General features: G+C 49.7%; 20 protein-coding genes. 18 read left to right on the plus strand and 2 right to left on the minus strand.

Features of this window, described 5'->3' with window-relative positions; translation table 11 throughout:
- The first annotated feature begins 3 nt into the window (after positions 1–3).
- Positions 4–3,303, plus strand: a complete 3,300-nt coding sequence (locus J0X21_RS11460) for a DEAD/DEAH box helicase (protein WP_206812345.1) — start codon at positions 4–6, stop codon at positions 3,301–3,303.
- 27 nt (positions 3,304–3,330) lie between these two features.
- On the opposite strand, the gene J0X21_RS11465 is transcribed toward J0X21_RS11460, so the two are convergent.
- Positions 3,331–3,738: a hemerythrin domain-containing protein gene (locus J0X21_RS11465; RefSeq protein ID WP_206812346.1), complete on the minus strand. Its 408-nt coding sequence runs from the start codon at positions 3,736–3,738 to the stop codon at positions 3,331–3,333.
- Between the two features lie 317 nt (positions 3,739–4,055).
- Between J0X21_RS11465 and J0X21_RS11470 the strand changes: the two genes are divergently transcribed.
- The gene (locus tag J0X21_RS11470) at positions 4,056–4,811 is read left to right on the plus strand and encodes an N-acetylmuramoyl-L-alanine amidase (RefSeq protein ID WP_206812347.1); all 756 of its coding nucleotides are present in this window, start codon (positions 4,056–4,058) and stop codon (positions 4,809–4,811) included.
- Positions 4,812–4,950: 139 nt separating this feature from the next.
- On the opposite strand, the gene J0X21_RS11475 is transcribed toward J0X21_RS11470, so the two are convergent.
- A complete protein-coding gene (locus tag J0X21_RS11475; protein WP_206812348.1) occupies positions 4,951–5,808 on the minus strand; it encodes a zinc metalloprotease HtpX in 858 nt (285 codons plus the stop codon).
- Between the two features lie 549 nt (positions 5,809–6,357).
- On the opposite strand from J0X21_RS11475, the gene J0X21_RS11480 reads away from it, so the two are divergent.
- The 16 genes from J0X21_RS11480 (at position 6,358) to J0X21_RS11555 (ending at position 23,473) form a co-directional block, all read left to right on the plus strand.
- Entirely contained in the window at positions 6,358–7,113 is a 756-nt protein-coding gene (locus tag J0X21_RS11480; protein ID WP_206812349.1) for a GntR family transcriptional regulator, read from the plus strand.
- Between the two features lie 288 nt (positions 7,114–7,401).
- Complete coding sequence (locus tag J0X21_RS11485; RefSeq protein ID WP_206812350.1) at positions 7,402–9,012, plus strand: ABC transporter substrate-binding protein; 1,611 nt, start codon at positions 7,402–7,404, stop codon at positions 9,010–9,012.
- A 100-nt stretch (positions 9,013–9,112) separates the two neighbouring features.
- Entirely contained in the window at positions 9,113–10,105 is a 993-nt protein-coding gene (locus J0X21_RS11490; RefSeq protein WP_328812827.1) for an ABC transporter permease, read from the plus strand.
- Between the two features lie 12 nt (positions 10,106–10,117).
- Complete coding sequence (locus J0X21_RS11495; protein ID WP_236006225.1) at positions 10,118–11,053, plus strand: ABC transporter permease; 936 nt, start codon at positions 10,118–10,120, stop codon at positions 11,051–11,053.
- Positions 11,054–11,071: 18 nt separating this feature from the next.
- Positions 11,072–12,064, plus strand: coding sequence for an ABC transporter ATP-binding protein (locus tag J0X21_RS11500; protein ID WP_206812352.1), 993 nt, complete (start codon positions 11,072–11,074; stop codon positions 12,062–12,064).
- A gap of 42 nt (positions 12,065–12,106) precedes the next feature.
- Entirely contained in the window at positions 12,107–13,096 is a 990-nt protein-coding gene (locus J0X21_RS11505) for an ABC transporter ATP-binding protein (protein ID WP_328812801.1), read from the plus strand.
- A 55-nt stretch (positions 13,097–13,151) separates the two neighbouring features.
- On the plus strand, positions 13,152–14,516 hold the full coding sequence (locus tag J0X21_RS11510) for an acyclic terpene utilization AtuA family protein (RefSeq protein WP_206812353.1): 1,365 nt from the start codon (positions 13,152–13,154) through the stop codon (positions 14,514–14,516).
- A gap of 17 nt (positions 14,517–14,533) precedes the next feature.
- Positions 14,534–14,857, plus strand: coding sequence for a DUF4387 domain-containing protein (locus J0X21_RS11515; protein ID WP_206812354.1), 324 nt, complete (start codon positions 14,534–14,536; stop codon positions 14,855–14,857).
- A gap of 30 nt (positions 14,858–14,887) precedes the next feature.
- On the plus strand, positions 14,888–15,616 hold the full coding sequence (locus J0X21_RS11520) for a gamma-glutamyl-gamma-aminobutyrate hydrolase family protein (protein ID WP_206812355.1): 729 nt from the start codon (positions 14,888–14,890) through the stop codon (positions 15,614–15,616).
- The gene (locus J0X21_RS11525) at positions 15,546–16,496 is read left to right on the plus strand and encodes a DMT family transporter (RefSeq protein ID WP_206812356.1); all 951 of its coding nucleotides are present in this window, start codon (positions 15,546–15,548) and stop codon (positions 16,494–16,496) included. The genes J0X21_RS11520 and J0X21_RS11525 overlap by 71 nt, the downstream gene beginning before the upstream one ends.
- Before the next feature lie 56 nt (positions 16,497–16,552).
- Positions 16,553–17,614, plus strand: coding sequence for a 2,4-diaminopentanoate dehydrogenase (ord, locus tag J0X21_RS11530; protein ID WP_206812357.1), 1,062 nt, complete (start codon positions 16,553–16,555; stop codon positions 17,612–17,614).
- 2 nt (positions 17,615–17,616) lie between these two features.
- Positions 17,617–17,958: a 2-amino-4-oxopentanoate thiolase subunit OrtA gene (ortA, locus tag J0X21_RS11535; RefSeq protein WP_206812358.1), complete on the plus strand. Its 342-nt coding sequence runs from the start codon at positions 17,617–17,619 to the stop codon at positions 17,956–17,958.
- 59 nt (positions 17,959–18,017) lie between these two features.
- Positions 18,018–19,457 carry a 2-amino-4-oxopentanoate thiolase subunit OrtB gene (gene ortB, locus J0X21_RS11540; RefSeq protein WP_328812805.1) on the plus strand — a complete coding sequence of 480 codons (1,440 nt, stop codon included), beginning with the start codon at positions 18,018–18,020 and terminating at the stop codon, positions 19,455–19,457.
- On the plus strand, positions 19,435–19,812 hold the full coding sequence (locus J0X21_RS11545) for an ornithine aminomutase subunit alpha (protein ID WP_206812360.1): 378 nt from the start codon (positions 19,435–19,437) through the stop codon (positions 19,810–19,812). The genes ortB and J0X21_RS11545 overlap by 23 nt, the downstream gene beginning before the upstream one ends.
- On the plus strand, positions 19,809–22,034 hold the full coding sequence (gene oraE / locus J0X21_RS11550; RefSeq protein ID WP_206812361.1) for a D-ornithine 4,5-aminomutase subunit OraE: 2,226 nt from the start codon (positions 19,809–19,811) through the stop codon (positions 22,032–22,034). Before J0X21_RS11545 ends, oraE begins: the two co-directional genes overlap by 4 nt.
- A gap of 77 nt (positions 22,035–22,111) precedes the next feature.
- A complete protein-coding gene (locus J0X21_RS11555) occupies positions 22,112–23,473 on the plus strand; it encodes a glutamate mutase L (protein WP_206812362.1) in 1,362 nt (453 codons plus the stop codon).
- Positions 23,474–23,533: the final 60 nt, after the last annotated feature.

Genomic DNA, 23,533 nt, shown 5'->3' on the forward strand with positions numbered 1-23,533 from the left:
TCCATGTCCCCATTAGAGATCAGCAACAATGAAATCATGGCTATTGCCACCAATAAAGCGGTCTATAGCCATGGGTTGGCGTATTATATGGCTCAGAGGGTAAAGGATTTTGTGTTCGACCCGGAGACAGGTGTTGCCAGCGCGACGGTTAAGGGGTCGGAGCTTTATCGTGTCCTCGTGGGTTTGAACAAAAACAGCACAATCAGACAGTATCAATGTACCTGCCCGGCTTACAATCTCTACCCCGGGGCATGCAAACATATCGTGGCAGTGCTTAAAACCCTTCAACTGCGAATGAACCCGGCGAAAATCAAACGTGAAGCCAAGGAGCGCGCAACCAGTGAATTGTTGTCATTTTTTGCTGCTCAACGCCAGGACCTGCCTAAGGAAGAGATCAATTTAAGTGTGGAACTGGATATTGTACGTATGTCCGGTAAAGCTGCGGGACGCTTGCAGCTGAAAGTGGGGCAGCAACGCCTGTATGTAGTGAAGAGCATTGGGGAGTTTCTGAGACGTATCAGAGACGGAAGATCTTTGGAATTCGGCAAGCAATTCCACTATGACCCGTCCAGACATACCTTCAGAGAAGAAGACCGTCCTTTGATTGCCATGTTGCTGGAAATCCTTGAACAATATGAAGCGCTGGAGGAAATGAGCAGTTTCTATTACCAGGAAAGGATTTTTAACCAGAGGGATTTATGGTTAAAAGGGTCTAATCTGAAAAGGCTGCTGGATGCTCTGGGAGACAAAGAGTACTCCCAGGGAAACAATACCGGCTCCCCAGGCTCCAATTCCAGCCGGACTGCTACAATCAGCCGGGAGGGGCTGCCCCTGGAGTTTTCACTGCGCACAGAAGCTCAGGATCTGGCCTTGGTCTTGGAAACGGATGAATGGCCGCTCCAACTGACGCCGGACGGTAGTTATTACCTATATAAGGACCGGATCTACCAGGCCTCTCCGGCCCAAAAAGAGAGTTTGCCTTCACTCCTTAAGGCTTACGAGCAGGGATTCAGCAACGACATTCTCCTGCCGGCGGCACGCAAGGAGTTTTTCGTGTCTGAGGCTTTGCCCCGCATTGAAAAAGTGGGTAAGGTCAAAATTGAACCCGAGCTTGCCCGGAAATTTAGGCGCCAGGATCTGGTTTCTAAAATTTACTTTGACCGTTCAGACACGGACGGAATCAGAGCGCGGGTGGAATTTCACTACGGAGAAACGGTCATCAATCCGTTCGCGGGCACCATGGCCTCCGCCATGGCCTCCGCCTCGGCTGCCGGCACCTCTACCCAAGCAACAGGTGAGATAATTCTGATTCGGGCGGTAGAGCAGGAACGCAAGATTTTAAGCATCCTGGAGCAGGCGGAGTTCAGTGTCCATCAGGGCCGGATTCACCTGGAAGACGATGAGCAAATATATGACTTTATTATGTCCTATTTGACACCGCTCCAGGAATTAGCCGAACTTTACTATTCGGATGAGTTTAAGCTGACCGTCCGCTCGTCGACCTCTTTTTCCGGGCGGGTGCGTTTGGATGAGAATTTGGACCTTCTGGAAGTATCGTTTGAGTACAGCGATATTGATCAGGGGGAACTGGGAGATATTTTTAGATCCCTGAGACTGAAGAAAAAATATTACCGCCTCCGCGACGGTTCATTTCTGAACCTGGAGCAGCCTGAATTGGAGCAATTCGCCAAACTCGCGGATACCTTGAACCTCAAGGCGGATGATCTAAATCAGAAGGTGTTCAAGCTCCCGAAATACCGGGCGCTGTATATCGATAATTTCCTGCGCCAGGCCAGCCTTCCGGGGATTCAGCGCAACAAGGCTTTTAAGCATCTGGTGCAAAGTATCCTAGAACCCCAGGATGCGGAGTATGAAGTGCCGTCTATACTGCAGACCGTGCTCAGGGAGTATCAGAGGACCGGTTTCAAATGGCTTAAAACTCTGGCGGCCTATGGCCTGGGCGGGATACTTGCGGACGACATGGGCCTGGGTAAGACCCTGCAGGTTCTGGCCTTTATCCAGTCCGAGAAAGAAGCTTCCCCCGGTTCCCTTTCCGCGCCTGCCCTGGTGATTGCCCCGACCTCGCTTGTGTATAACTGGCAGGAGGAAGCCAAGAAGTTTGTGCCCGGCCTGAAAGTGCTGGTGGTTGACGGCAAGCCCCAGATGCGCCAGGAGCTGCTGGCCGGGTGCAGGGATTGGGATCTGGTGGTTACTTCTTATCCGATGCTGCGGCGCGACATTGAACATTATGCCAAGCTTGAGTTTTCCTGCTGCTTTCTGGATGAGGCCCAGCACATCAAGAATCCGGGTACAATCAACGCCAAATCCGTGCAGCGGCTGCAGGCCAAAGGGTATTTCGCTTTGACCGGTACCCCCATTGAAAACTCCCTGTCCGAACTCTGGTCTATCTTTAACTTCACCATGCCGGGATACCTGCTCTCACACCAGGAGTTTCAGAAAAAATATGAACTGCCCATTGTCAAGGGAACGGATGCTGAACCCCTAATTGAATTAAGCCGGCAGGTTAACCCCTTCATCTTGCGCCGCCTGAAAAAGGATGTCTTAAAGGAACTTCCGGATAAGATCGAGACCAAACTGCAGGCCCAGATGACGACTGAGCAAAGCAAGATTTACCTGTCGTTTTGGCAGGAGGCCCGTAAAAACCTGGCTCAGGAAATCAAAACAGCGGGTTTTGAAAAAAGCCAGATCAAGATTTTGGCGGCACTCACCCGGCTTCGGCAAATCTGCTCCCATCCGGGCATGTTTGTGGAAGGATACACCGGAGAGAGCGGCAAAATGCAACTCTTTCAAGAGATCCTGGCGGATGCCCTGGACGGGGGTCACCGGATTTTGGTGTTTTCGCAGTTCACCTCCATGCTGGATATTATCCAGCACCATTTGGATGCGGAAAAGATTGAGCATTTTTATCTCCGCGGCTCCACCAAAGCCTCGGAACGGGCGGAAATGGTACAAGCCTTCAATGCCGGAGCGGGGAAGGTGTTTCTGATTTCTTTAAAAGCGGGAGGCACCGGCTTAAATCTGACCGGTGCCGACATGGTGATTCATTATGACCCTTGGTGGAATCCGGCGGTCGAGGAACAGGCTACCGACCGCGCTCACCGCATCGGCCAGAAGAAGGCGGTGCAGGTGATTAAACTGGTGACCCAGGGAACGATCGAGGAAAAGGTATATGCCCTGCAGGAGAAGAAAAAGGAACTGATCGAGGCCGTGATTCAGCCGGGGGAGACGATGCTCTCCAAATTAACGGAAGAGGAATTGCGCGAGCTGTTTGAGATGAGGTAACTAAGAAACTATTTTCGAACGCCGCAACTACTTTAATAATGGATAAAGAATTTTGTCTTCATTGCTCACGCGCTTTTTTAAGGCTTTCAGGATATCAGTCGTGTCTTTGATAAATTTAGCAGGGTTTGCCTTAATCCCTGAAACAATGCGGTAATTATTTTTGTAGTCGGTGAAAGCCTGGGCGATACCCCCCATTTCCTGGCTGAACTGTTCGGCGATCTTTCTTACTTTTTCATCTGATTGGGCCTTAAGTTTAGGGTAGAGGTGGTCATCCTCGGTTTTCAGGTGAATACTGATGAGCCCAGCCAGGCGGCTAATTTTCATGGATAAGTCAAAAGCGTTATTGGTTGAGTTTTCCGGAGTTAAAGCCAGCTCGATTTCTTTAACCTGGGCTCTGATTTCTTGGTGCTGCCGGTTTAAAGTGGTCAAATCCATACATGGCATCCCCTTTCTTTTTCAGGTTAATGCGTGGCGGATTTTATGATTGCCTATGTACCCTGCCTTTGAACTTATATTACTAGGTCTGAAGCGAGTGAGGTGTGATTCAGGTCATACTTCTATGGTGCTTTGTGTTCTAGACTGACATTATTAGAAAATAGTAAAGCCTGGCTATAGCCAGGCTTTTATTCTTCGTTATTTTTATTAACTGGTAGGAGGTTCTTTCTTCTTTCGGTTTTGGCAGTTTGTCCGATGACATATTCCATAGTCCATTCCCATATGGTAAAGCGAAAGCGTGAAATAGGGGGATGGGCATGAAAGCATATAGATGGAAGCCAAGAAAGAGAAGGAACCTCCTTTATCTGGGGCTCTTGGTCACAGCGCTTTTTGTCATTGGAGTGTTCTGGCGGGCCGAGCATCAGGATGCTGAGATCTGGAACTGGACTCTGGGGGACAAGGTTGTGGTTATTGATGCCGGGCACGGCGGGGTTGATCCCGGTGCGGTGGGCAAAAACCAAACCTTGGAAAAGGACATTACCCTAGCAGTGGCCAAGCGCCTCCAGCTTTTGATTGAGCAGGGAGGCGGCAAAGCGGTCATGGTGCGTACGGAAGATAACGACTTGGGAACTTCGCAGGGACTGCTTAAGCGCAAACGGGAAGATTTGGCCCAGCGCCTGCAACTGGCGATGGACTCTCAGGCAGATGTCTATCTCAGTATTCATGCCAATAGTTTTCCCAATGAGAAGCTAAGCGGGGCCCAAGTTTTCTATTTTGCCGATCACCCGGAGAGCAAAAACCTGGCCGTAGCCGTGCAGCAGAGCTTAAACTCAGCCATTAACGGCAAAAGAGTGGCCAAAGGAAATAAAGATTTGTTTATTTTGAAAAAGGCGAACCGGACTGCAATTACGGTAGAGGTCGGCTTTGTCTCCAATCCTACGGAGGAGCAGATGCTGAAAGACCCCGGGTACCAGCAGAAATTGGCGCTGGCGATTTATGAAGGGTTGGGGAATTATTTAAGCAAGGCCCAGAGCATCAAACCGGATGCCAACAATGCCAACAGTGCGAAGTAGATATATAGGATATATATAGCTAGATTGAGAATCAGTCAAGGCTTATGTAATAAATACGGATTAATAGATATGGTTGGGGCAAATAAAGGAGCTGCTCTTGATTGCGGTGAATACGCACACAAGGCAGCTCTTTTTATGCCTAACGCAGGTTCATGCTTTGCAGCCGCTTAATCCGCTCGCCAATTGGCGGGTGGGTGCTGAACAATGATACGAGTCTTTGCCCATTCAAAGGATTCACGATAAAGAGATGGCTGGCAGCCGGATTGACCTGCATGGGCATGATGCTAGATGCCCGCTCCAGCTTGGCCAGGGCGCTGGCTAAGCCATAAGGCTGGCCGGCAATCTCGGCGCCGGTGGAATCGGCCAGGTACTCACGGGAACGGGAAATGGCCATTTGCACCAGCATGGCGGCGAGCGGGCCCAGGATAATCAAAGGCAGGGCTGCCAGGCCGGAGCCGCCTTCATCATCATTGCTGCCGAAGCCGCCGAACATCAAGGCCCATTGGGCCCAGTTGGCTATGGTGGTGATCACCCCGGCCATGACGGCAGCCATGGTGCTGATAAGCACGTCCCGGTTTCTGATGTGGGCGAGTTCGTGCGCCAGAACCCCTTCCAATTCCTCGCGGCTGAGCATCTGCAGCAACCCTTGGGTTACAGCAACGGCGGAATGGGCAGGATCGCGCCCGGTGGCAAACGCATTGGGCTGGCCGGAGGGAATTCCATACACTCTCGGCATCGGCAGCCCCGCTTGATAAGAGAGCCTTTCAATAATCTCAAAAAGGTAAGGATTCTCTTCCCGACTCAGCGGCACAGCGCGGGTCATGGTGAGAGCAATTTTATCGCTGAACCAATAGCTCCCTCCGTTCATGATCAAGGCAAAGATAAAGGCCATGACCATCCCTTGTTGCCCGCCCAGGGCTCTGCCGATAAGGACGACCAGAATCGTCAGGATACTCATTAAGGTAATAGTTTTCAGTTGGTTGCCGAATCCGTTCATTTTACTTTCATCTCCCCTCAAATTTTGTATATTTTCGAATTTAGAAGATGGTATTGTTAGATTGAGGTTCACTCCTTTGCATACAGAGGTTCTTCTATATAATTTACCCTATTTTCGATATAAAAAGACCTTTACCTGGAAGAGGTAAAGGTCTTGCCTACAACATTTCGTTGCCAACAAAGCCGGGGTTTCTTCGACCCGTACTGACGACTTTGCTGTGAGGGCTACTCCCCTTTAACATATGTTACTTTTATTTTATGCGAAAAGGACAACTGCGTCAAGGGATTTAACTCATATTATGATCGGCGTCTCCACCGTTCGGTGTAGACTTATGACTATTTAGCACTGAATAAATACCTTTGGAGCCTAAAGTACTTATTTTATTTAAGCTTAATGGTATTATACTCACAACTAACTGGTAGTAACATGTTAAGCCAGGAGGTGCTGTAAATGAACAATTAACGACAAATAGTCATAACATGATACATCAAGTTGCTTTGGGAGCCTTTATTCGCATTAAGTTAATCCTACAGAAAGAAGGTTACTTAATTGATTCAGTATGACGGTTCTACTCCTTTTTATCAACAATTGAAGGAACATATCCTGGAAATGATAAAACAAGGATCACTAAAGGCTCACCAACAATTGGCGTCGGAACGAGAATTATGTGAACAGTTCAATTTAAGTAGAACAACAATTAGATTAGCTTTAGCTGAATTAGAAAAAGACGGTTTGGTTTACAAGGTTCACGGCAAGGGAACGTTCGTATCCGAACCTAAGATTGTTCAGGGATTATCTACAATTAATAGTTTTGAGGATACGATTCTTTCCAAAGGACTAAACCCAAAAATTTCCGTGTTGTCTGTAGAAGTTTTACCTGCTGATTTAACGATCAACACAATTCTTCAATTGGGAATGGATGAAGAGATCACGAAATTGATTTACTTGGGATGTGCCAATGAAGACGTTGTGGTGCATTATGAAGCCTATTTAAGCAGTAAAATTGGCCAAGCGGTAGCGAAAGAGGCGCTGAAACGAGTTGAGAGGGGGGAATCTTTTTCTACCTTTGAATTGTACCGTGACTGTTGCGGAGTTATTCCGGCAGTTACGAATCAGACATTTGAGGCTACTGCGGCTGAACATCATATTGCGGATTCTCTGCAAGTTAGCGAAGGTGCACCGGTTTTCCTGATTACATCTATTGTTTACACGGACAACAATACACCAATTGAATATAAGAGAGCTCATTACCGGGGTGATAAGTTCAAATTCCATATCAGTCGAAAACATTTATCCGATGGCTAACCGCCACTAAGACTCCCACTTCTTAAAGTACAAAAGCATCCAGTGGATGCTTTTGCCGAACCGCAAACTCTACAGAACGACTTAGCGGTGAGGATGAGATCAGTGGCGCTAAGCCCCTGGATAAGTTCAACTAAACTTCAGGTAACAAGTGCGATCATCCTTCACGGATGATCGGGGTTAAAACCCATCTGAAGTAAGTTTCCTTTATGAGTTTCAGCAGTTTAGCACCGGAAGTGCTAGACTGCTGAAAGAAGATTCCCAATATTTTGTTAAATAGGAGGGCAATCTATGAGAAAAAAAAGTAAGAGTATTGCTTCGCTTCTACTGGTTTTTATGTTGGTCCTGTTAGCCGGATGCGGGTCTCAGGAAACGTCATCCAATTCTTCCGGCAGCGCACAACCTGCAGGCAAAGACTTAAACGGAAGCAAAGTAGATCCTAATGCTACGCTTGTTGTGGGACTGAAAGGCCCTGTTGTTACATTGGATCCGGCAAATTACAGGGATCTGGTAACAGAGTCGGTTTTGCGTAATATTTTTGATGGTCTGGTAGGTACAACACCGGATGGCAAAGTTGTTCCGGAAATTGCCGAATCATGGAAGGCAATAAGCCCGACAGTGTATGAGTTTAAAATTCGTAAGGGTGTTACTTTCCAGGATGGAAGCCCGTTGACAGTAGATGATGTCAAATTCACTTTTGACAGGTTGATTAATGAAGGGGCTATGGATGGAAAAACATCACCACGGAAAAGCCTTTTAGGTCCGCTTAAAAAAATTGACATAGTTGATGACAGTACAGTACGTTTTGAATTTTCTTCTCCCTGGTCAATCTTTATGACAATGCTTCCTCACCAGCAAATTGTCCCTAAGGCTTATCTGGAGAAAGTGGGGGGAGCAGAATTTGCCAAAAAGCCTATCGGTGCGGGGCCATTCAAATTTGTTGAAGGCAAATTGGATGACAAAATTACGTTGGAACGGTATGAAGGTTACTATGGCGGCTCTCCCGATGTTCCTCCTGCTGCGCCGGCCCAGGTTAAAACTTTGATTTTCCGCGTGATCGCGGAGAATTCCACGAGAATGGCATCACTAATGTCGGGCGATATTCAGATCGCGCAAGAGATTCCTACCGATATGGTGCCTCAACTGCAAGCGAACAATAATACCGATGTCAAAATGACGGAAAGCACCCGGATGCATATGTTCGAGATGAATGTCAAGAAAGCTCCTTTTGACAAAGTTGAAGTACGTCAGGCGATGAACTATGCCATTAATATGCAGCAAATCGTGGATAAAGTGCTTAACGGATATGCGGTAAGGCCGGCCGGTCCGGTGCTGACAACCAGTCCTGCACTCAACAAGGATTTGAAGCCTTATCCCTATGATCCGGAAAAAGCTAAACAGCTTCTGGCCGCGGCAGGTTATGCCAACGGTTTTCCGTTGGTAATCGATACGGAAGCGGTCAGTAAGTCCATAGCCGAGGCGGCGGCGGCTGACTTACGGAAAATTGGGATTGATGCCAGTGTCAGAGTTTGGGATTGGGGAGTTTTGAGTCCCCTCCTGAAAAAAGGCGAAAGAGAAATGGTCCTCACTGATTGGGGCAATTCAACTCAGGATCCTTCCGACTTGCTTGGACCAACTTTAAGAGGCGGTGACCGGGGAAATTACAGTTTCTATGACAATAAAGAAGTTAATGATTTGTTAAACAACGCGGATACCAGTGTCAATGACAAAGATAGATATGACATGTATAAAAAAGCTCAACAGATTATTTATGAAGAAGCTCCCTGGGTTTTTGGCTATGTTACTAAGAATATTGAAGGTACAACCAAAAATGTTGTCAACTATGAGCCAAGTATGGATGGAATGCTTACCATGACAGATGTGGGGATTAAGGCTAAATAGCTTTGTATCTGACGTAGTCAGGGTAAAAGGAAACTTTTACCCTGGCATGCGTTAGTTTACCTGATGAAAGAGGTGAGGGAGCCTGAGAACAGCAAAGATCATAGAAAGAATATTGATGACACTCCCTATCATGTTTGGGGTGGTCGTCTTAGTTTTTGTTTTTATGCGTTTTACGCCTGGCGATCCTGTCGATTTAATGATGGGTAAAGCAGGAAATGTAACTCAAGAGCAAATTGACGCTTTGCGGGCTCAGTTTAATTTGGATGCTCCAATTTATGTACAACTCTATGATTACCTCAAGGATGCCGTCCATGGTGATTTAGGGGATTCTTTCAAAGAACAAAGACCTGTGACAGAATTAATTAATCAGACAATGCCGGCAACGATTGAGTTGTCAGTAATGGCGGTATTGTTTGCCTTAGTTATCGCCATACCGATTGGGGTATATTCAGCGGTGAAACAGAATTCGCTCATCGACAGGCTGAGTATGGGAGTTTCTTTTCTGGGAGTTTCCATGCCCGCTTTTTGGTTGGGAATATTACTTATACTCATTTTTTCGGTAAAACTCGGAATAGCACCGCCACAAGGCCGAATTGGCAATGGTACTGGGTTAGTTCATGTCACAGGATTTTATATATTGGATAGTCTGATTACCGGAAACTGGGCAGCTTTAAAAAGTTCACTGAGTCATCTCATTTTGCCCGGTGTCACGTTGGGCGCGACTATGGCTGCCATTGTAGCCCGGGTTATGCGTTCAAGCATGTTGGAGGTCTTGTGCCAGGACTATGTTGTCCTGGCCAGAGCCAAAGGATTACGAGAATTCACTGTTATTGCCAAACATGCCTTGCGCAACGGCTTGATTCCTGCTGTAACCGTGGTGGGAATGGAAATTGGTGCGCTGCTTGGAGGAAATATGATCGTAGAGACAGTTTTCGGCTGGCCGGGGCTTGGCCGCTTGGCTGTCAATGCGATATTCAACAGGGATTATCCTTTGGTTCAGGGTGTCGTGATGTTCTATGCTTTCGTTTTTGTCATGGCGAACTTGATTGTTGATGTTTTATACACATTTATTAACCCCAAGATTACGATATAGGGATGTGAAAGCATGGACAAAATGAACAGTTCACAGGTTTTATTAAATAACGGAAATAACCTTAATTTAATAAGCCTCAAACTTTTTTTGCGAAACCAAATTGCTTTCTTTTCTGAACTAAAAGGACATCCATCAGCCTTGATTGGATTTATCATATTAATCCTTTATATTTTGATGGCCATTTTGGCGCCGTTAATTGCTCCTCACTCTCCAACCACTACTGATCTGGATAATAGGCTGCTGCCGCCTTTTTGGCTGGAAGGCGGCAAATCGACCTTTCTTTTAGGGACAGACGTTTTAGGCATGGATCTGTTATCACGCATTATCTATGGTGCTCAGATCTCATTGATTGTAGGATTTTTGGCTGTAGGCATTTCCATTCTAATCGGCGGCACTTTGGGAATGATAGCCGGTTATTATCGTGGGATTTTTGATCAGATTATTTCGCGTTTGGCCGATCTTCTGCTTGCTTTCCCTTTCCTCATTTTTGCCATCGGCATGATGGCTTTTATGGGTCCGGGGTTTTTAAATCTAATCTTAGCGCTTACCTTTAAAGGGTGGGTAGAATTTTTTCGCCTGGTCAGAGGTGAGGTCATGTCTGAGAAAACGAAAGAATATGTGGAAGCGGCCAATGCTCTTGGTATAAGCAAATTAAAAATTATGGTCGTAGAAATATTGCCGAATATAATTCATTCGATTACGGTCTTAGGAACACTTCGTCTAGGCTATATGATTATCATGGAAGCTTCCTTAAGCTTTTTAGGACTGGGTATTCAACCCCCAACTCCTGCCTGGGGATCAATGATTAACGACGGCAGGGATTATGTGATGAATGCCTGGTGGATATCTACCCTGCCCGGAATCGCTTTATTGATCCTTGTCCTCAGTATAAACCTTTTCGGAGAAGGCTTGAGAGATCTAACCGATCCCAGGCTAAAACGCAGTTAAGGTGGATAGGAGTAAAAGATGTTAGAAATTAGCAATCTTACAATGGCTTATGCAACGAAACGAGGAAATGTTAAGGCCGTCAATGGAGTCAATCTTAGCTTAGGAAAAGGTGAAATTCTCGGTCTTGTGGGTGAATCCGGATGTGGGAAGAGTGCTACATTACTTACACTGCTGGGGTTGGTGCCTTATCCGGGCAAAGTGATCAATGGATCGATAAAGTTTCAAGGTGAAGATTTATTAGAGAAAAAGCCGGCTGAGATGAGAAAAATCCGGGGAAAAGATATTGCGATGATCTTTCAGGATCCGATGACAACGCTCAATCCTGTATTCAAAGTCGGTGAACAAATCAGAGAATCCATGCGAGTGCATGGTTTCATGGAAACTAAGGAGGGGAATTGGTGGCAGCGAAGAGAAAAGAACAAAATAAATGAAACCGAACGAGTTTTACAATTAATGAGGGAAGTCGGAATATCCTCACCTGAAAGACGGTATTTTGAATATCCTCATCAATTTAGCGGCGGTATGCAGCAACGGGCAATTATCGCGATTGCTTTGGCTTGTTCTGCCAAACTATTGCTGGCTGACGAGCCGACAACGGCCTTAGATGTAACAATCCAAGCCCAAATTTTAGAGCTGCTTGCCCAGATCAATCAAGAGCGGGAGACCGCTATTATTCTTGTTACGCATAATTTGGGCATGGCGGCAGAATTTTGCCACAAAATTGCTGTAATGTATGCCGGAGAAATAGTCGAGCAAGGTCCAACCGATGAGGTTATGGAGAATCCCAAACACCCTTATACCCAAGGCCTATTGCGCTCAATACCTAAGATTGGCAAGGTAAGACAGAAGATCGAACCTATTCCCGGAACAGTCCCTGATCTCGCTCTGCTGGACGAAACTTGCCCGTTTTATCCGCGCTGCAACCAGGCAAACGAAGCCTGCAGCCGGCAACGATACAGTCTCCGGGATATCGGTGCGGGTCACCTAGTTAAGTGTGCCATATACGGCTAGAGCAATATAGCAGTCAGGACAAGAACAGAGGAGGGAGATAGCGTGGCAACGGCACCTCTTGTCGATCTTCGCGGGGTAAAAAAACATTATGTAATTAAGAGAAGCATTCTTGAAAAAATGGTCGCGGGTCAGGAACAAACCGTCAGAGCAGTTGATGGCGTAGATCTGCAGATTTTTAACGGAGAGACACTGGGGCTGGTGGGGGAAAGCGGTTGTGGCAAATCTACCTTAGGCAGAACTATCCTCAAACTGCACGAGGCAACTTCCGGGGAAATATACTTTGACGGAAAATCAGTTAACGATCTTAATGGTCAGAATCTGCAGAACTTTCGTCGCAAGGCCCAAATCATTTTTCAGAACCCATACTCCTCTCTAAATCCCAGAAAAACAGTCAGGCAGATTCTCACGCTCGCTCTTCGGGCTCGAGGTTTACACGATTTGCGGCAGCAGGATGAAGAGATTGGCAGTCTTTTGCACAGGGTAGGTTTATCGAAAATGCATATTGACCGGTATCCTCATCAATTCAGCGGCGGACAACGGCAGCGCATAGGAATTGCGCGCGCTCTGGCACTGAAACCCCGCTTTATTGTAGCGGATGAACCGGTTTCAGCCCTGGACGTTTCTGTTCAAGCCCAGATTATTAATTTACTGGAAGAATTGCAGGAGGAGTTTAAACTCACCTATCTTTTTGTTGCCCATGATTTAAGTGTGATTCACTATATCAGTGACAGGGTGGCGGTAATGTACTTGGGGAAGATTGTTGAAATTGCGGAGACGGACGAATTATTTAACAATCCGCAGCATCCGTATACCCAGGCCTTGATTTCTGCGATACCAAAAGTGGATAAGAAGGCAAGGACAGACAGAATCATTTTGGAAGGGAATGTGCCTTCTCCCTTAAATCCTCCGCCGGGGTGCGCTTTTCATACCCGCTGCTCCAAGAAACGCGGACCGGTATGTGAAACGGAAGCCCCGCTGTTAACCTTTGATTCGAACAATCATGGGGTAGCGTGCCACAATTTCTGGATCTAATATTTTAAGCAACTTGTTACTACCAGTTGCTCTAAGCAGAAAGGGGACACTAAAAGTGAAAAAAGAATTAAAGTTTTTATGTCCTAATGGTCATCTTGGATTCGCACCGACTAAAGAAGGAAGTTTTTACCTGGGGGTTAAGGAAAATCCCGACTATATACTCTGTGATTCCGGCAGCGATGATATCGGACCGGGCCCTCTAGGGGCAGACATCTGTGCCAGTCCTAAAGAATGGCAAATCCATGATCTGGAGTTAATGCTCGTGGAAGCGCGTAAAGCAGGTGTTCCCATGATTATCGGTTCGGCAGGAGATACCGGTACCAACAGCAGAGTTGACATGTATGTTGACATTATAAAAGAGCTTGCCCAAAAACATCACCTGGGTAAATTTAAACTTGGCTATTTTTACTCGGAAGTCGACAAAACATATTTGCGGGCCAAAATGGAACAAGGCGAGGTACTCGAAGGACTGGATGGCCGTAAAAATCTGACCTTTGAGGAATTGGAAAAAAGTGATCGCATTGTTGCGGTTGCCGGAGTCCATCCTTACATCAAATTGTTGGAGATGGGTGCTGATGTGATTATCGGCGGCCGTTCCAGTGACTGTGCCATCTTTGCTGCCCCGGCGATACTGTCCGGTTTCTCGGAAGATTTATCTTACTATTTGGGCAAGGTCTTGGAATGTGCATCGTTTAATGCTGAACCCTACGGAGGAAAGGAATCAGTCCTGGGAACGATTACTGAGGAAGATGTCAAGGTCAAAGCCATGCACCCGGAACAGCGTTGTACAGTTGCCTCGGTAGCCGGCCATGCTATGTACGAAAGGACGAATCCGTTTTTTGAGTATGTGGCCGGCGGAGCGTTAAATATGACCAATTGCCATTATGAGCAATATGATGAGAAGACTTGCCGGATAACCGGACCGAAATTTGAGCCTATTGAAGGAAAGATCAAGGTCAAGCTGGAGGGCTCGGGCAAAGTGGGGGAACGTTATGTTGGCATAGCCGGTATACGCGATCCCTATACCATCAAAAATATCGACAAAGTGATTGAATGGGCTAGAAATCAAGTTGAAGAAAAGTATGGCAAAACCGGTTATGAGCTGCATTATAATGTCTTCGGCAAGAACGGGGTCATGGGTCAATTGGAGCCTGTGAAAGAGATAAAATCACACGAACTGGGCATCATTGTTCAAGGTGTAGCGCCAACCAAAGAAATGGCTGAAGAAATAACCATGATCGGAACGCGCCAGCTCTTTTATGCCCGCCTGCCTGAAGTAAAGGGTACCGCAGGGGGAGCAGCATTTATGTTGGACGAAGTCCTTCCGGCCACTCCCGGTTATATCTGGACTATGAACCACACAGTAACTGTTGATGATCCCATGGAACTTTTTCCTGTCCATATGGTCGAAGTTGGCTAAAAAGAGGAGGAACTGGCATGCAGACATACAAATTAATTGACTTGGCTAAAACGATCCGAAGCAAAAATGCGGGTACCGATAAAATTACTTTTGATATTATTTTCCGAGAAAAAGAAAAATATGACTTGGTGAAAAACAGCGGTGTGCTAAACCGGAAGCTTATTTGCCAATTATACGATATCCGCGATGATGAAATTGCTGATTTTGTGGAATTCGATCCGGCTTATGCCATTAAATTTACAATATACCGCCGCAGGCCCAGTGGCAGCCCGGGCGAGTCCGATGTATTCGGCTGTCAGCAATACGCCCCTCTTCTTGATATAGAAATTCCAGCCGATTAATTTAGGAACTTTGGAGTGGAGGGTGAGGCCGTGAAACCACTGATCGGGATCAACTGTGTTTTTGAAGATATCAATGACATCTTTAACGACAAACTTGCGATCGCACATATTTATATCCAAGCGATCGAAAAAATGGGTGGAGTTCCTCTCTTGCTTCCCATCGTTGAAAAAGAGGATTTAATTGAAATGATGATCGATCAAGTTGATGGGTTGCTGATGAGTGGAGGCGGCAATTTGTCGACTGAATTCAGCGATCCCTCTAAACTGCCGGGACTAGCCGAGCAAAGCCCCATTCGGCACAGGTTTGATGTCCGGATTGCCAAGCTGGCATTAGAACGGGATATGCCGGTTCTGGGTATATGCCGCGGTCATCAGACCATTAATGAAGTAGCCGGTGGAACTTTACATCATTCCATTACAGAATTGACCAAACATGATCATAGACAAGCTATTCCTGATGACCGGTATAGTCATCAAATCAAGCTTGAAGCAAATTCCCGGCTGGCATCTTTATTAGGTACGAAAGAAATTGGCGTCAACAGTTTTCACCGCCAGGCTGTAAATAATTTGGCACCGGGTTTCCGTGCCGCAGCCTGGGCTGCTGATAATATTTTGGAAGCTTTCGAGAGTGACAAACATACTTTCGTCATGGGCTGCCAGTTTCATCCTGAATCTCTGATGGTCAGCGATGCTCGTTTTGCCAATATTTATGGCGCTTTTGTCAGGGCCGCTGCCGCATATCACGAACGTGCGCATTAATCTCAACAGCCGCTGGAGTGCTGATGCCGGACTGGTGCTTGCCGCTTTATCCTGGGGATTCAATGGGAATTTAATCAAGCTGACTGTTGCCGCATTTCCCCCTTTATACTATCTTGGTATCCGCTTTCTGTTGGCCGGAGTCATTATGACAGCTTTATTTTGGCATAAGATTCTTCAGATGCCTAAGAAAGCCTGGCTATGGGCCGTATGGGCGGGGGCAATGCTATTCGGAGGCTTTTCTTTGCAGACCGTGGGATTGCAGTATACCAGTCCCGGCATTTCGGCATTTTTGACGATGACATCGTTTATTTTCGTACCGATATTTAAAGCCTTGATATCCCGCGAACTCCCTGAAGGGATGTTGGTCATTGCGGTAGTACTGGAAGCCTTAGGCATGGGGCTCCTCTTTTCCGGGAATTCATTTGTTTTCGGCTGGGGGGAAATGCTGACGCTTTTATCCGCCATTATGTTTGCTGTGCATATATTGGTTGTGGATAAAGCCGTCAGGCTGACAGGGACGGCAGCCCTTGCGTCAGTTCAAGTCAGCGTTACAGGTTGTCTAAGCCTATTGGCGGCCCTATTCCTTGAACAATATCCGGGAGAATTTCCCATGATATCAGTGATTGCGATCAGTTATGGCGTGATTTTTGGCAGCATCGGCGCTTACATGGTTCAGACCTGGGCGCAAAGGCTGACGCCGCCCTCTCATGCCGGGATCCTGTTAAGTCTTGAAGCTATTTTCGCCCTGATGTTTTCTTTATTCTTTGGCATGGACGTCTTGACAAGGAACGGCGTGATGGGATTGGCCTTGGTGTTCCTTGGCACCCTGGTGGCAGAATGGCCGCTCAACTCAAAGAAACAAGGGTGTTCAAGAAGCTAAGAATAGGAATATGGCAATTCGAAAATGCTAGGTTTGGTTAGACAGGAGGAATGTCAATGCCGACGGAGATTGGAATTGTACTTTGGGGTCTGGGCGCGATGGGAAGTGGAATCGCCAGCCTGTTGCTGCAAAAACAAGGTATTCGGATTGTCGCCGCCTATGATAGGGATCCCGCTAAAAGGGGCAAAGACCTGGGCCAATTACTGAGATCAGAACCTAACGGAGTGGAAGTAGAGTTTCCTGTGGCGGACGGAGGCAATTGGAGACAAAAAGCCGAAGTGATGATTCTGGCAACTTCCTCATTTACGCGGGAGGTTGCACAGGAAATTAAGGCCGGAGTCGGGCAGGGGTTAAATGTGATGACAATCGCTGAGGAAATGTCTTATCCTTGGGTTCAGGAACCGGAGTTGGCGCAGGAGATTGACAGGCTGGCAAAAACTCAGGGGGTAAGCGTGCTTGGGACCGGGATTAATCCAGGCTTTGTGCTTGATACCCTAATCTTGGCGCTGACCGGTCCGTGTCAGGATGTCAGGCGGATCAAGGCCACCAGAATCAACGATCTTTCTCCGTTTGGTCCGACAGTGATGAGGACTCAAGGGGTTGGGACCAGTGTTGAAGAGTTTGAACGCGGGCTTGCCAACGGGGAAATTGTCGGGCATGTAGGGTTTCAGGAGTCCATTCACATGATTGCCAGGGCTTTGGGCTGGGAAATTGAGAGAATTGAGGAAACACGCCGTCCTATTGTCTCGAAAGTAAGGCGAGAAACCGAACATGTAAAGGTTGAGCCGGGAGAGGTTGCGGGTTGTCATCATACCGCCGTCGGTTATGTGGCTGGGGCGGCCCGCATTGAACTAATTCACCCGCAGCAAATTTTACCCCGGCTTGAAGGGATTGAGACGGGGGATTACATAGAGATTGAAGGTATTCCCCCAATTAAACTGGCGATTCAACCGGAAATTCCCGGGGGTTTGGGAACGATGGCCATGGCGGTAAACATGATTCCCCAGGTGATCGCGGCCCGGCCGGGGCTGCTCACAATGGCTGAGGTGCCCGTTCCGGCCGCAGTTCTGGGGGATTTAAGAGAGCTTACGCTTTGGAGAAAGGGTGGAGTAAGATAGTTATGCAAGAAATTGCAAGCCTCCAAGGACAGGATAATAGCGGTGAGTATGCCCATAAGGATGATTGGGTTGAAATCTGGCAGGAGATTTTGACGTCTGGAGAGCGCGCGCCCCAGATCCCCTCAGATACCCAGGCTGTGCCTTTGGAGATGCGGGTACGGGGTTTTTTGCTGGAGGAGCGGGCCCAAGCCGGAGAGAAGGTTAGGATTAAAACCCGCATCGGCCGTGAGGTGAAAGGGCGTTTAGTGGATTTATCACCAAGCTATGCCCATTCGTTTGGCCGGCCGCAGCTTGAACTTCTACAGATTCGGGAAGAAATGCGCACCCTGCTGCGGGATCAATGACCTGAATTGAAAACCCGGACAAAGTGATGCGAGTATGGATTTGATGGTGGTGATCTAGAGTGACTTCTCATCATAGTTACACGGAGGTAATGGCCCGTAAAGGGGAGATCCTCCATAAATCAAGCGGAATTGATTATTCCCGCTTTGAACGGGGTACATTGGCTTTCGCTTATGAAGAAATGATGCAAAGCGCGGCTTATTCTTTAGAAGAGACGCGCCGCATTCAAAAGGCGACCGGGGTCGGAGATACCCCGCTGCTGGAGCTTCAGCGCCTGACCGCTCTGGCCCGCAGTTTAGCACCCGCCGGAAAAGGCGCCCGCATTTTTATTAAGGATGAGGCAGCCAATCCCTCCGGGAGCTTTAAAGCCAGGCGGGCTGCTCTTTCGGTCTATGAAGCCCGGAAACGTGGGTATAAAGGGGTTATGGCCGCCACTTCCGGCAATTACGGGGCGGCCGTTGCCTCCCAGGCAGCGATGCGCGGGCTGGACTGCATCATCGTGCAGGAGGTCTTTGATTCCAAGGGCCGGGGGCAGCCGGAAATCATTGAAAAAAGCAGGGCCTGTGAAGCCTATGGGGCGGAAGTCATCCAGCTGTCCGTGGGGCCGGAGCTTTTTTACGTCTTTCTGCGGTTATTGGAGGAAACCGGGTTTTTTAATGCCTCCCTCTACACTCCGTTTGGAATCGCCGGGGTGGAAACTTTGGGCTGGGAGCTGGTTGAGCAAACCCGAAGGCTGACCGGGCGTGAGCCGGATGTGGTCGTGGTCACCCATGCCGGGGGCGGAAATGTAACCGGAACCGCCCGCGGGCTGCGTCAGGCCGGATGTCAGGCCCAGGTGATCGGGGCCAGCATTGATCTCACCGGACTGCATATGGCCAGTGACCGTGATTTTAACCGCAAATCTTTCACCACCGGGCATACCGGTTTTGGCCTGCCGTTTGCGGTATGGCCGGACCGGGCGGATGTTCCGCGCAATGCGGCCAGGCCGTTAAGATACTTAGACCGCTATGTCACAGTAACGCAAGGGGAGGCATTCTATATTACGGAGGCCCTGGCCGTGCTCGAAGGGCTGGAGCGGGGTCCGGCCGGGAATACTTCCCTGGCGGCCGCCTTTGCCCTGGCCCAAACCCTGGACCGGGAGCAAATTATCGTGGTCCAGGAAACGGAGTATACGGGGGCGGGCAAACACCCGCATGCCCAGCTTACCTTCGCCCGGGAAAACGGGATAGAAGTGAAGCGCGGGGATCCGCGCACCGGGGTGCCCGGGAAGAGCATTGTCATTCCGGAGCACCCGGGTCAGATTCGGGTGGTGGAGCTGGAACTGGATCAAATCCGCCACAGCTACTTTAAGAATGCTTTGGCGCGGGCCGGGGCCGGGAATCTGAGCGGGGAAGATCTTGATTTTTTGGCGGAGGAAACACGTTGGGACCGTTCACGGGTGGAAAAGGAAATTAGCCTAATGAAAGGGGGAACTATCGATGGCACAGGCTCGGGCAGATGATTATGCAGAAAGACGCCGTCATTTGGCAAACCTAAGTGAACAAGAATTGGAACAGCGCTTTTGGGAGCTGGCCCAAGAGGTTGTCCGGCCATTATTGGATTTGGCCCGGACGCATACCACGCCTTCCTTGGAACGTTCGGTGCTTTTGCGTATGGGGCTCGATAGCCCCACGGCCCAAGGGGTGGTCAAGCAGGCTCAGGCCCATGGTTTATTAGGAAAGGGTGCGGGTCATTGCGTTTGGCGCTACGCCCGGATAAAGGGCATCACCATTGACCAGGCGGCATCAGAGCTGGCGCGTGGGGAGGGCTGGACAGAGCTTAATCTGTTTTTCGGCAAAGTGGGGGCTTCCGTATGACTGAAGAAGACAAGTTCGAACCATCCGCCAGGCATGAGCTCTCCCTCCATAACAAGCTTGATCCCGAAGAGATACTGAACGGCTTGGAACATTACCGTCCCCGGCGGCGCGGTTGGAGCTGGCGCCAACCGGTGCCTGAGAAAACAGAAGGCGCTTTTACCTATCTCCAGGTTTCCAAGGGGTTAAGGGAGAGCCAGGGTCTCCCGGCGGCCGGATATTTCGGCGGGATTGACCCTCAGCCTGAGTGTACCATTACCACGGAGATTGCTTCCGGGCGCTTTGAGGATGATCTGAGACGGATGCGCATGGCGGTCTTTAACGGGGCGGACCATATCATGGTGATCCGCACAGCGGGCCAGAGTCATTTCGACGGCTTGATCGAGGGCACACCGGAGGGAGTGGGCGGGGTCCCGATCAGCCGCAAGCAGCTGAGGGCCACCCGCAAGGCCCTGGATCTGATGGAGGATGAAGTGGGGCGCCCGGTTAACCTTCATTCTTATGTGAGCGGGATGGCGGGGCCGGAAGTTGCCGTGCTTTTTGCCGAAGAAGGGGTAAACGGAGCCCACCAGGATCCCCAGTATAATGTGCTTTACCGCAATATCAACATGGTGCGCTCGTTTGTGGATGCCGCCGAGGCCAAGAAAGTCATGAACTGGGGGGGAATGGTCCAGATTGACGGAGCGCATAATGCCAACGCGACTGCGCGCGAGGCCTGGAAAGTGATGCCCGAGCTTTTGGCGCAGCATGCTCTCAACTGCGCCTATTCGACTGCGTTGGGGATGCCCAAGGACCGGATCGCCCTCTCGACCGTGCCTCCGACCGCTCCCCCGGCTCCGGCGCTGCGAATGGACCTGCCCTATGCCGTGGCTTTGAGGGAGCTGTTTCAAGGGTATCGCATGCGGGCCCAGATGAATACCAAGTATATTAGTTCCGATATGCGGGAGGCCACAGTCACGCATACTTTGAACGTCCTTTTGTCCAGGCTGACCTCAGCCGATATCCAAAGTACGATCACCCCGGATGAGGGACGGAATGTCCCCTGGCATTTTCATTCCATTCACGCCATTAATACCGCCAAACAAGCCCTCCTGGGGCTGGACGGGTTAAGAGAGTTTGTGGATATAAAACGCGATGGGGAGCTCGGGGCCAAGGTCAGGGAACTGAAAGAAAGAGCGGTGCTCTTTCTGGAAGAGATCCTGGCGGTGGGGGGATATTTCGAAGCCGTGAGCGGGGGTTTCTTTGTCGATTCCGGTTTTTATCCCGAGCGCAACGGGGACGGCATCGCCCGGGATGCCAAAGGAGGAATCGGGTTTGAGGTGGTGCAGCGGGCAGGAGATTACTTTGCTCCGGTCTGCGCCCACTATGGGGAGAACCATGTCCCGCCGGAATACCGCCGGCCCTGTGATGCCATCGTGGGCTGCACGATATGCATGCCGGAGAAAATTAAGTTTATCCCTGAGCTGGACCCGGAGGATAACGCTGAAAAGAGATTGGAACGGAGCCGCCCCTTCCGGAAAGATTTCCTTAGGCCGGAAGTGGAATGGGCGGGGGACGGGATGGTCAGTGTGACCCTGTTTTTACCGGCGGATGAGCGCACAGCCCATTTTGCATCTTTGGAAATTGCCAAAAACATGAACCTGCAGGATGCGGAGGTGATTCATAAACAGACCCTGCATCCGGCGGAAGGAACATTGATTGAACTGAAGGGCCGGATCGAGGTTAAGATTGATCCGAAGGGTTTACAGATCCCGGAAGCGGAAGAGGTCTTGAATGAAGACGAAATCCGGGCAAGAGTGGCAGAGGAGCCGATGCAGGTGGTGGCGGCCACGGTCGGGGAGGATGAACACTCGGTAGGACTGAGGGAGATTCTCGATATCAAGCACGGCGGGATCGAGAAGTTCGGGATTAAGTATCATTATCTGGGCACATCCGTGCCGGTAAGTAAGGTAGTGGACGCCGCAATGGAAGCGGGGGCGGATGCCATTTTAATCAGCACCATTATTACCCATGGGGAAGTGCATCGCCTGAACATGGAACGCCTGCACCAGCTCTGCATTGAGCGTGGGGTGCGCGAACGCTTCATCCTGGTCGGAGGCGGCACGCAAGTAAAGCCGGAATTGGCCAAAGCCTGGGGCATGGACGGTGGGTTTGGCCGCGGCGCCAAGGGCATTGATGTGGCCAGCTTCTTAGTGAAAGCGCGGGATCAAAAACGCAAGCGGTAGTGCTTAAGGATTCCCCAGCAAAATCGAACGTCGAACATTGAACATCGAACCACGAATATCGAAATAGGGGTGAGAAAGTGGAAAAGGTTCTGGTGGCGGAAATCGGGAGTACAACCACGTTAGTGAATGCTTTTATAGGCTTAGATACAGAAAACCCGGAATTTTTGGCGCAGGGTTTCGCTTCGACGACGGCGGCTGACGGGGATGTGGGCCTCGGTTTGCGCCGGGCGGTTCAGGATTTGGAGGATAAGATCGGTCCCGTGGGAGAATTGGAAAGCGTTCCGTTTTACGCCACCAGCTCGGCTGCCGGCGGGCTGAAGATGACTGTTCACGGGCTGGTGCCGGAGATGACAGCAAGGGCAGCCCGGGAAGCGGCTCTGGGAGCAGGGGCTGTGGTGCGCTTTCAGACGGCCGGGGAAATGACGGGGGAGGATTGGGAAGAAATCGAAAGGATTCGCCCTAATATTATGCTCTTGGCGGGCGGAGTGGAGCACGGGGACCGCAGGGTTGTGACGGAAAATGCCGGGCGCCTGGCTGAGTGGTTCCGGGAAGTGGAGTGGCGGGTTCCGGTTATTTATGCGGGGAACAGCAGCGCTGCCAAAAGCGTTTCTTCGACGTTGGGCGCCGCCGGCCTAAATGTAAGAGTAGTGCCTAATGTCTACCCGGATATTGACCGGCTTCACATTGAGCCCACGAGAAAAGCAATACAGGAAGTGTTTGAAGCCCATATCACAGAGGCTCCGGGGATGCAGGGGATCCGGCAGATCATTAACAAGCAGCTGCGTCCGACGCCTGGGGCCGTGATGGAAGCGGCCCAACTGGTATATGAGGAAGTAGGGGATGTTCTTGTCTTTGATGTCGGCGGGGCGACCACGGATGTCCATTCCGTCACGGCAGGCAGTGAAGAAAACCAGAAGCTGGCCTTGGCCCCGGAACCCCTGGCCAAACGCACGGTCGAAGGGGATTTGGGGGTTTATGTCAATGCCCGGCAGGTGGCGAAGTTGATCGGGGAAGAGGTCATAATCAAGCATCATGGGCCGGACTGGAGCAAGCGTCTTAAGCCCCTGCCCGAGACGGCGGAGGAAATCGCCTTAAGCCGGGAGTTGGCGGCTTTTGCTGTCCGAACTGCGCTCTTGCGGCACTGCGGGCGTTGGCGCCATTATTACGGCAGCAGCGGCCGTATCACCCGGGTCGAGGGGCGTGACCTAACCCGGGTGCGCTGGGTCATCGGCACGGGCGGGGCTTTAACCCGTCTGCCTAACGGCCTAGAGCTATTAAGCTCAAGCCTGGAAGGGCCTCAGGACTATCTCCTGCCGCGGGGAAATCCCGCCTTTTTCCTCGACCGTAATTATATCATGGCTTCCCTGGGGGCTCTTGTCCGGGATTACCGCGCCGGGGCCTGGAAGCTGCTGCAGGAATCGATCGGGATCGAGAATTAATAATAGGAGTCAGACTTCCATGCTGCTACGCAGCACCACTGATGAATGTAACAGGCAAGG

Origin of the sequence: Paradesulfitobacterium ferrireducens, from assembly GCF_017310645.1 — a bacterium.
Classification (GTDB): domain Bacteria; phylum Bacillota; class Desulfitobacteriia; order Desulfitobacteriales; family Desulfitobacteriaceae; genus Paradesulfitobacterium; species Paradesulfitobacterium ferrireducens.

Bases quoted from the DNA above. Each gene is read 5' to 3' on its own strand.
- J0X21_RS11460 (WP_206812345.1), top strand. From the start codon at position 4: ATGTCCCCATTAGAGATCAGCAACAATGAAATCATGGCTATTGCCACC.
- J0X21_RS11465 (WP_206812346.1), bottom strand. From the start codon at position 3,738: ATGGATTTGACCACTTTAAACCGGCAGCACCAAGAAATCAGAGCCCAG.
- J0X21_RS11470 (WP_206812347.1), top strand. From the start codon at position 4,056: ATGAAAGCATATAGATGGAAGCCAAGAAAGAGAAGGAACCTCCTTTAT.
- J0X21_RS11475 (WP_206812348.1), bottom strand. From the start codon at position 5,808: ATGAACGGATTCGGCAACCAACTGAAAACTATTACCTTAATGAGTATC.
- J0X21_RS11485 (WP_206812350.1), top strand. From the start codon at position 7,402: ATGAGAAAAAAAAGTAAGAGTATTGCTTCGCTTCTACTGGTTTTTATG.
- J0X21_RS11495 (WP_236006225.1), top strand. From the start codon at position 10,118: ATGGACAAAATGAACAGTTCACAGGTTTTATTAAATAACGGAAATAAC.
- J0X21_RS11500 (WP_206812352.1), top strand. From the start codon at position 11,072: ATGTTAGAAATTAGCAATCTTACAATGGCTTATGCAACGAAACGAGGA.
- J0X21_RS11515 (WP_206812354.1), top strand. From the start codon at position 14,534: ATGCAGACATACAAATTAATTGACTTGGCTAAAACGATCCGAAGCAAA.
- J0X21_RS11525 (WP_206812356.1), top strand. From the start codon at position 15,546: ATGCTCGTTTTGCCAATATTTATGGCGCTTTTGTCAGGGCCGCTGCCG.
- ord (WP_206812357.1), top strand. From the start codon at position 16,553: ATGCCGACGGAGATTGGAATTGTACTTTGGGGTCTGGGCGCGATGGGA.
- ortA (WP_206812358.1), top strand. From the start codon at position 17,617: ATGCAAGAAATTGCAAGCCTCCAAGGACAGGATAATAGCGGTGAGTAT.
- J0X21_RS11545 (WP_206812360.1), top strand. From the start codon at position 19,435: ATGGCACAGGCTCGGGCAGATGATTATGCAGAAAGACGCCGTCATTTG.
- oraE (WP_206812361.1), top strand. From the start codon at position 19,809: ATGACTGAAGAAGACAAGTTCGAACCATCCGCCAGGCATGAGCTCTCC.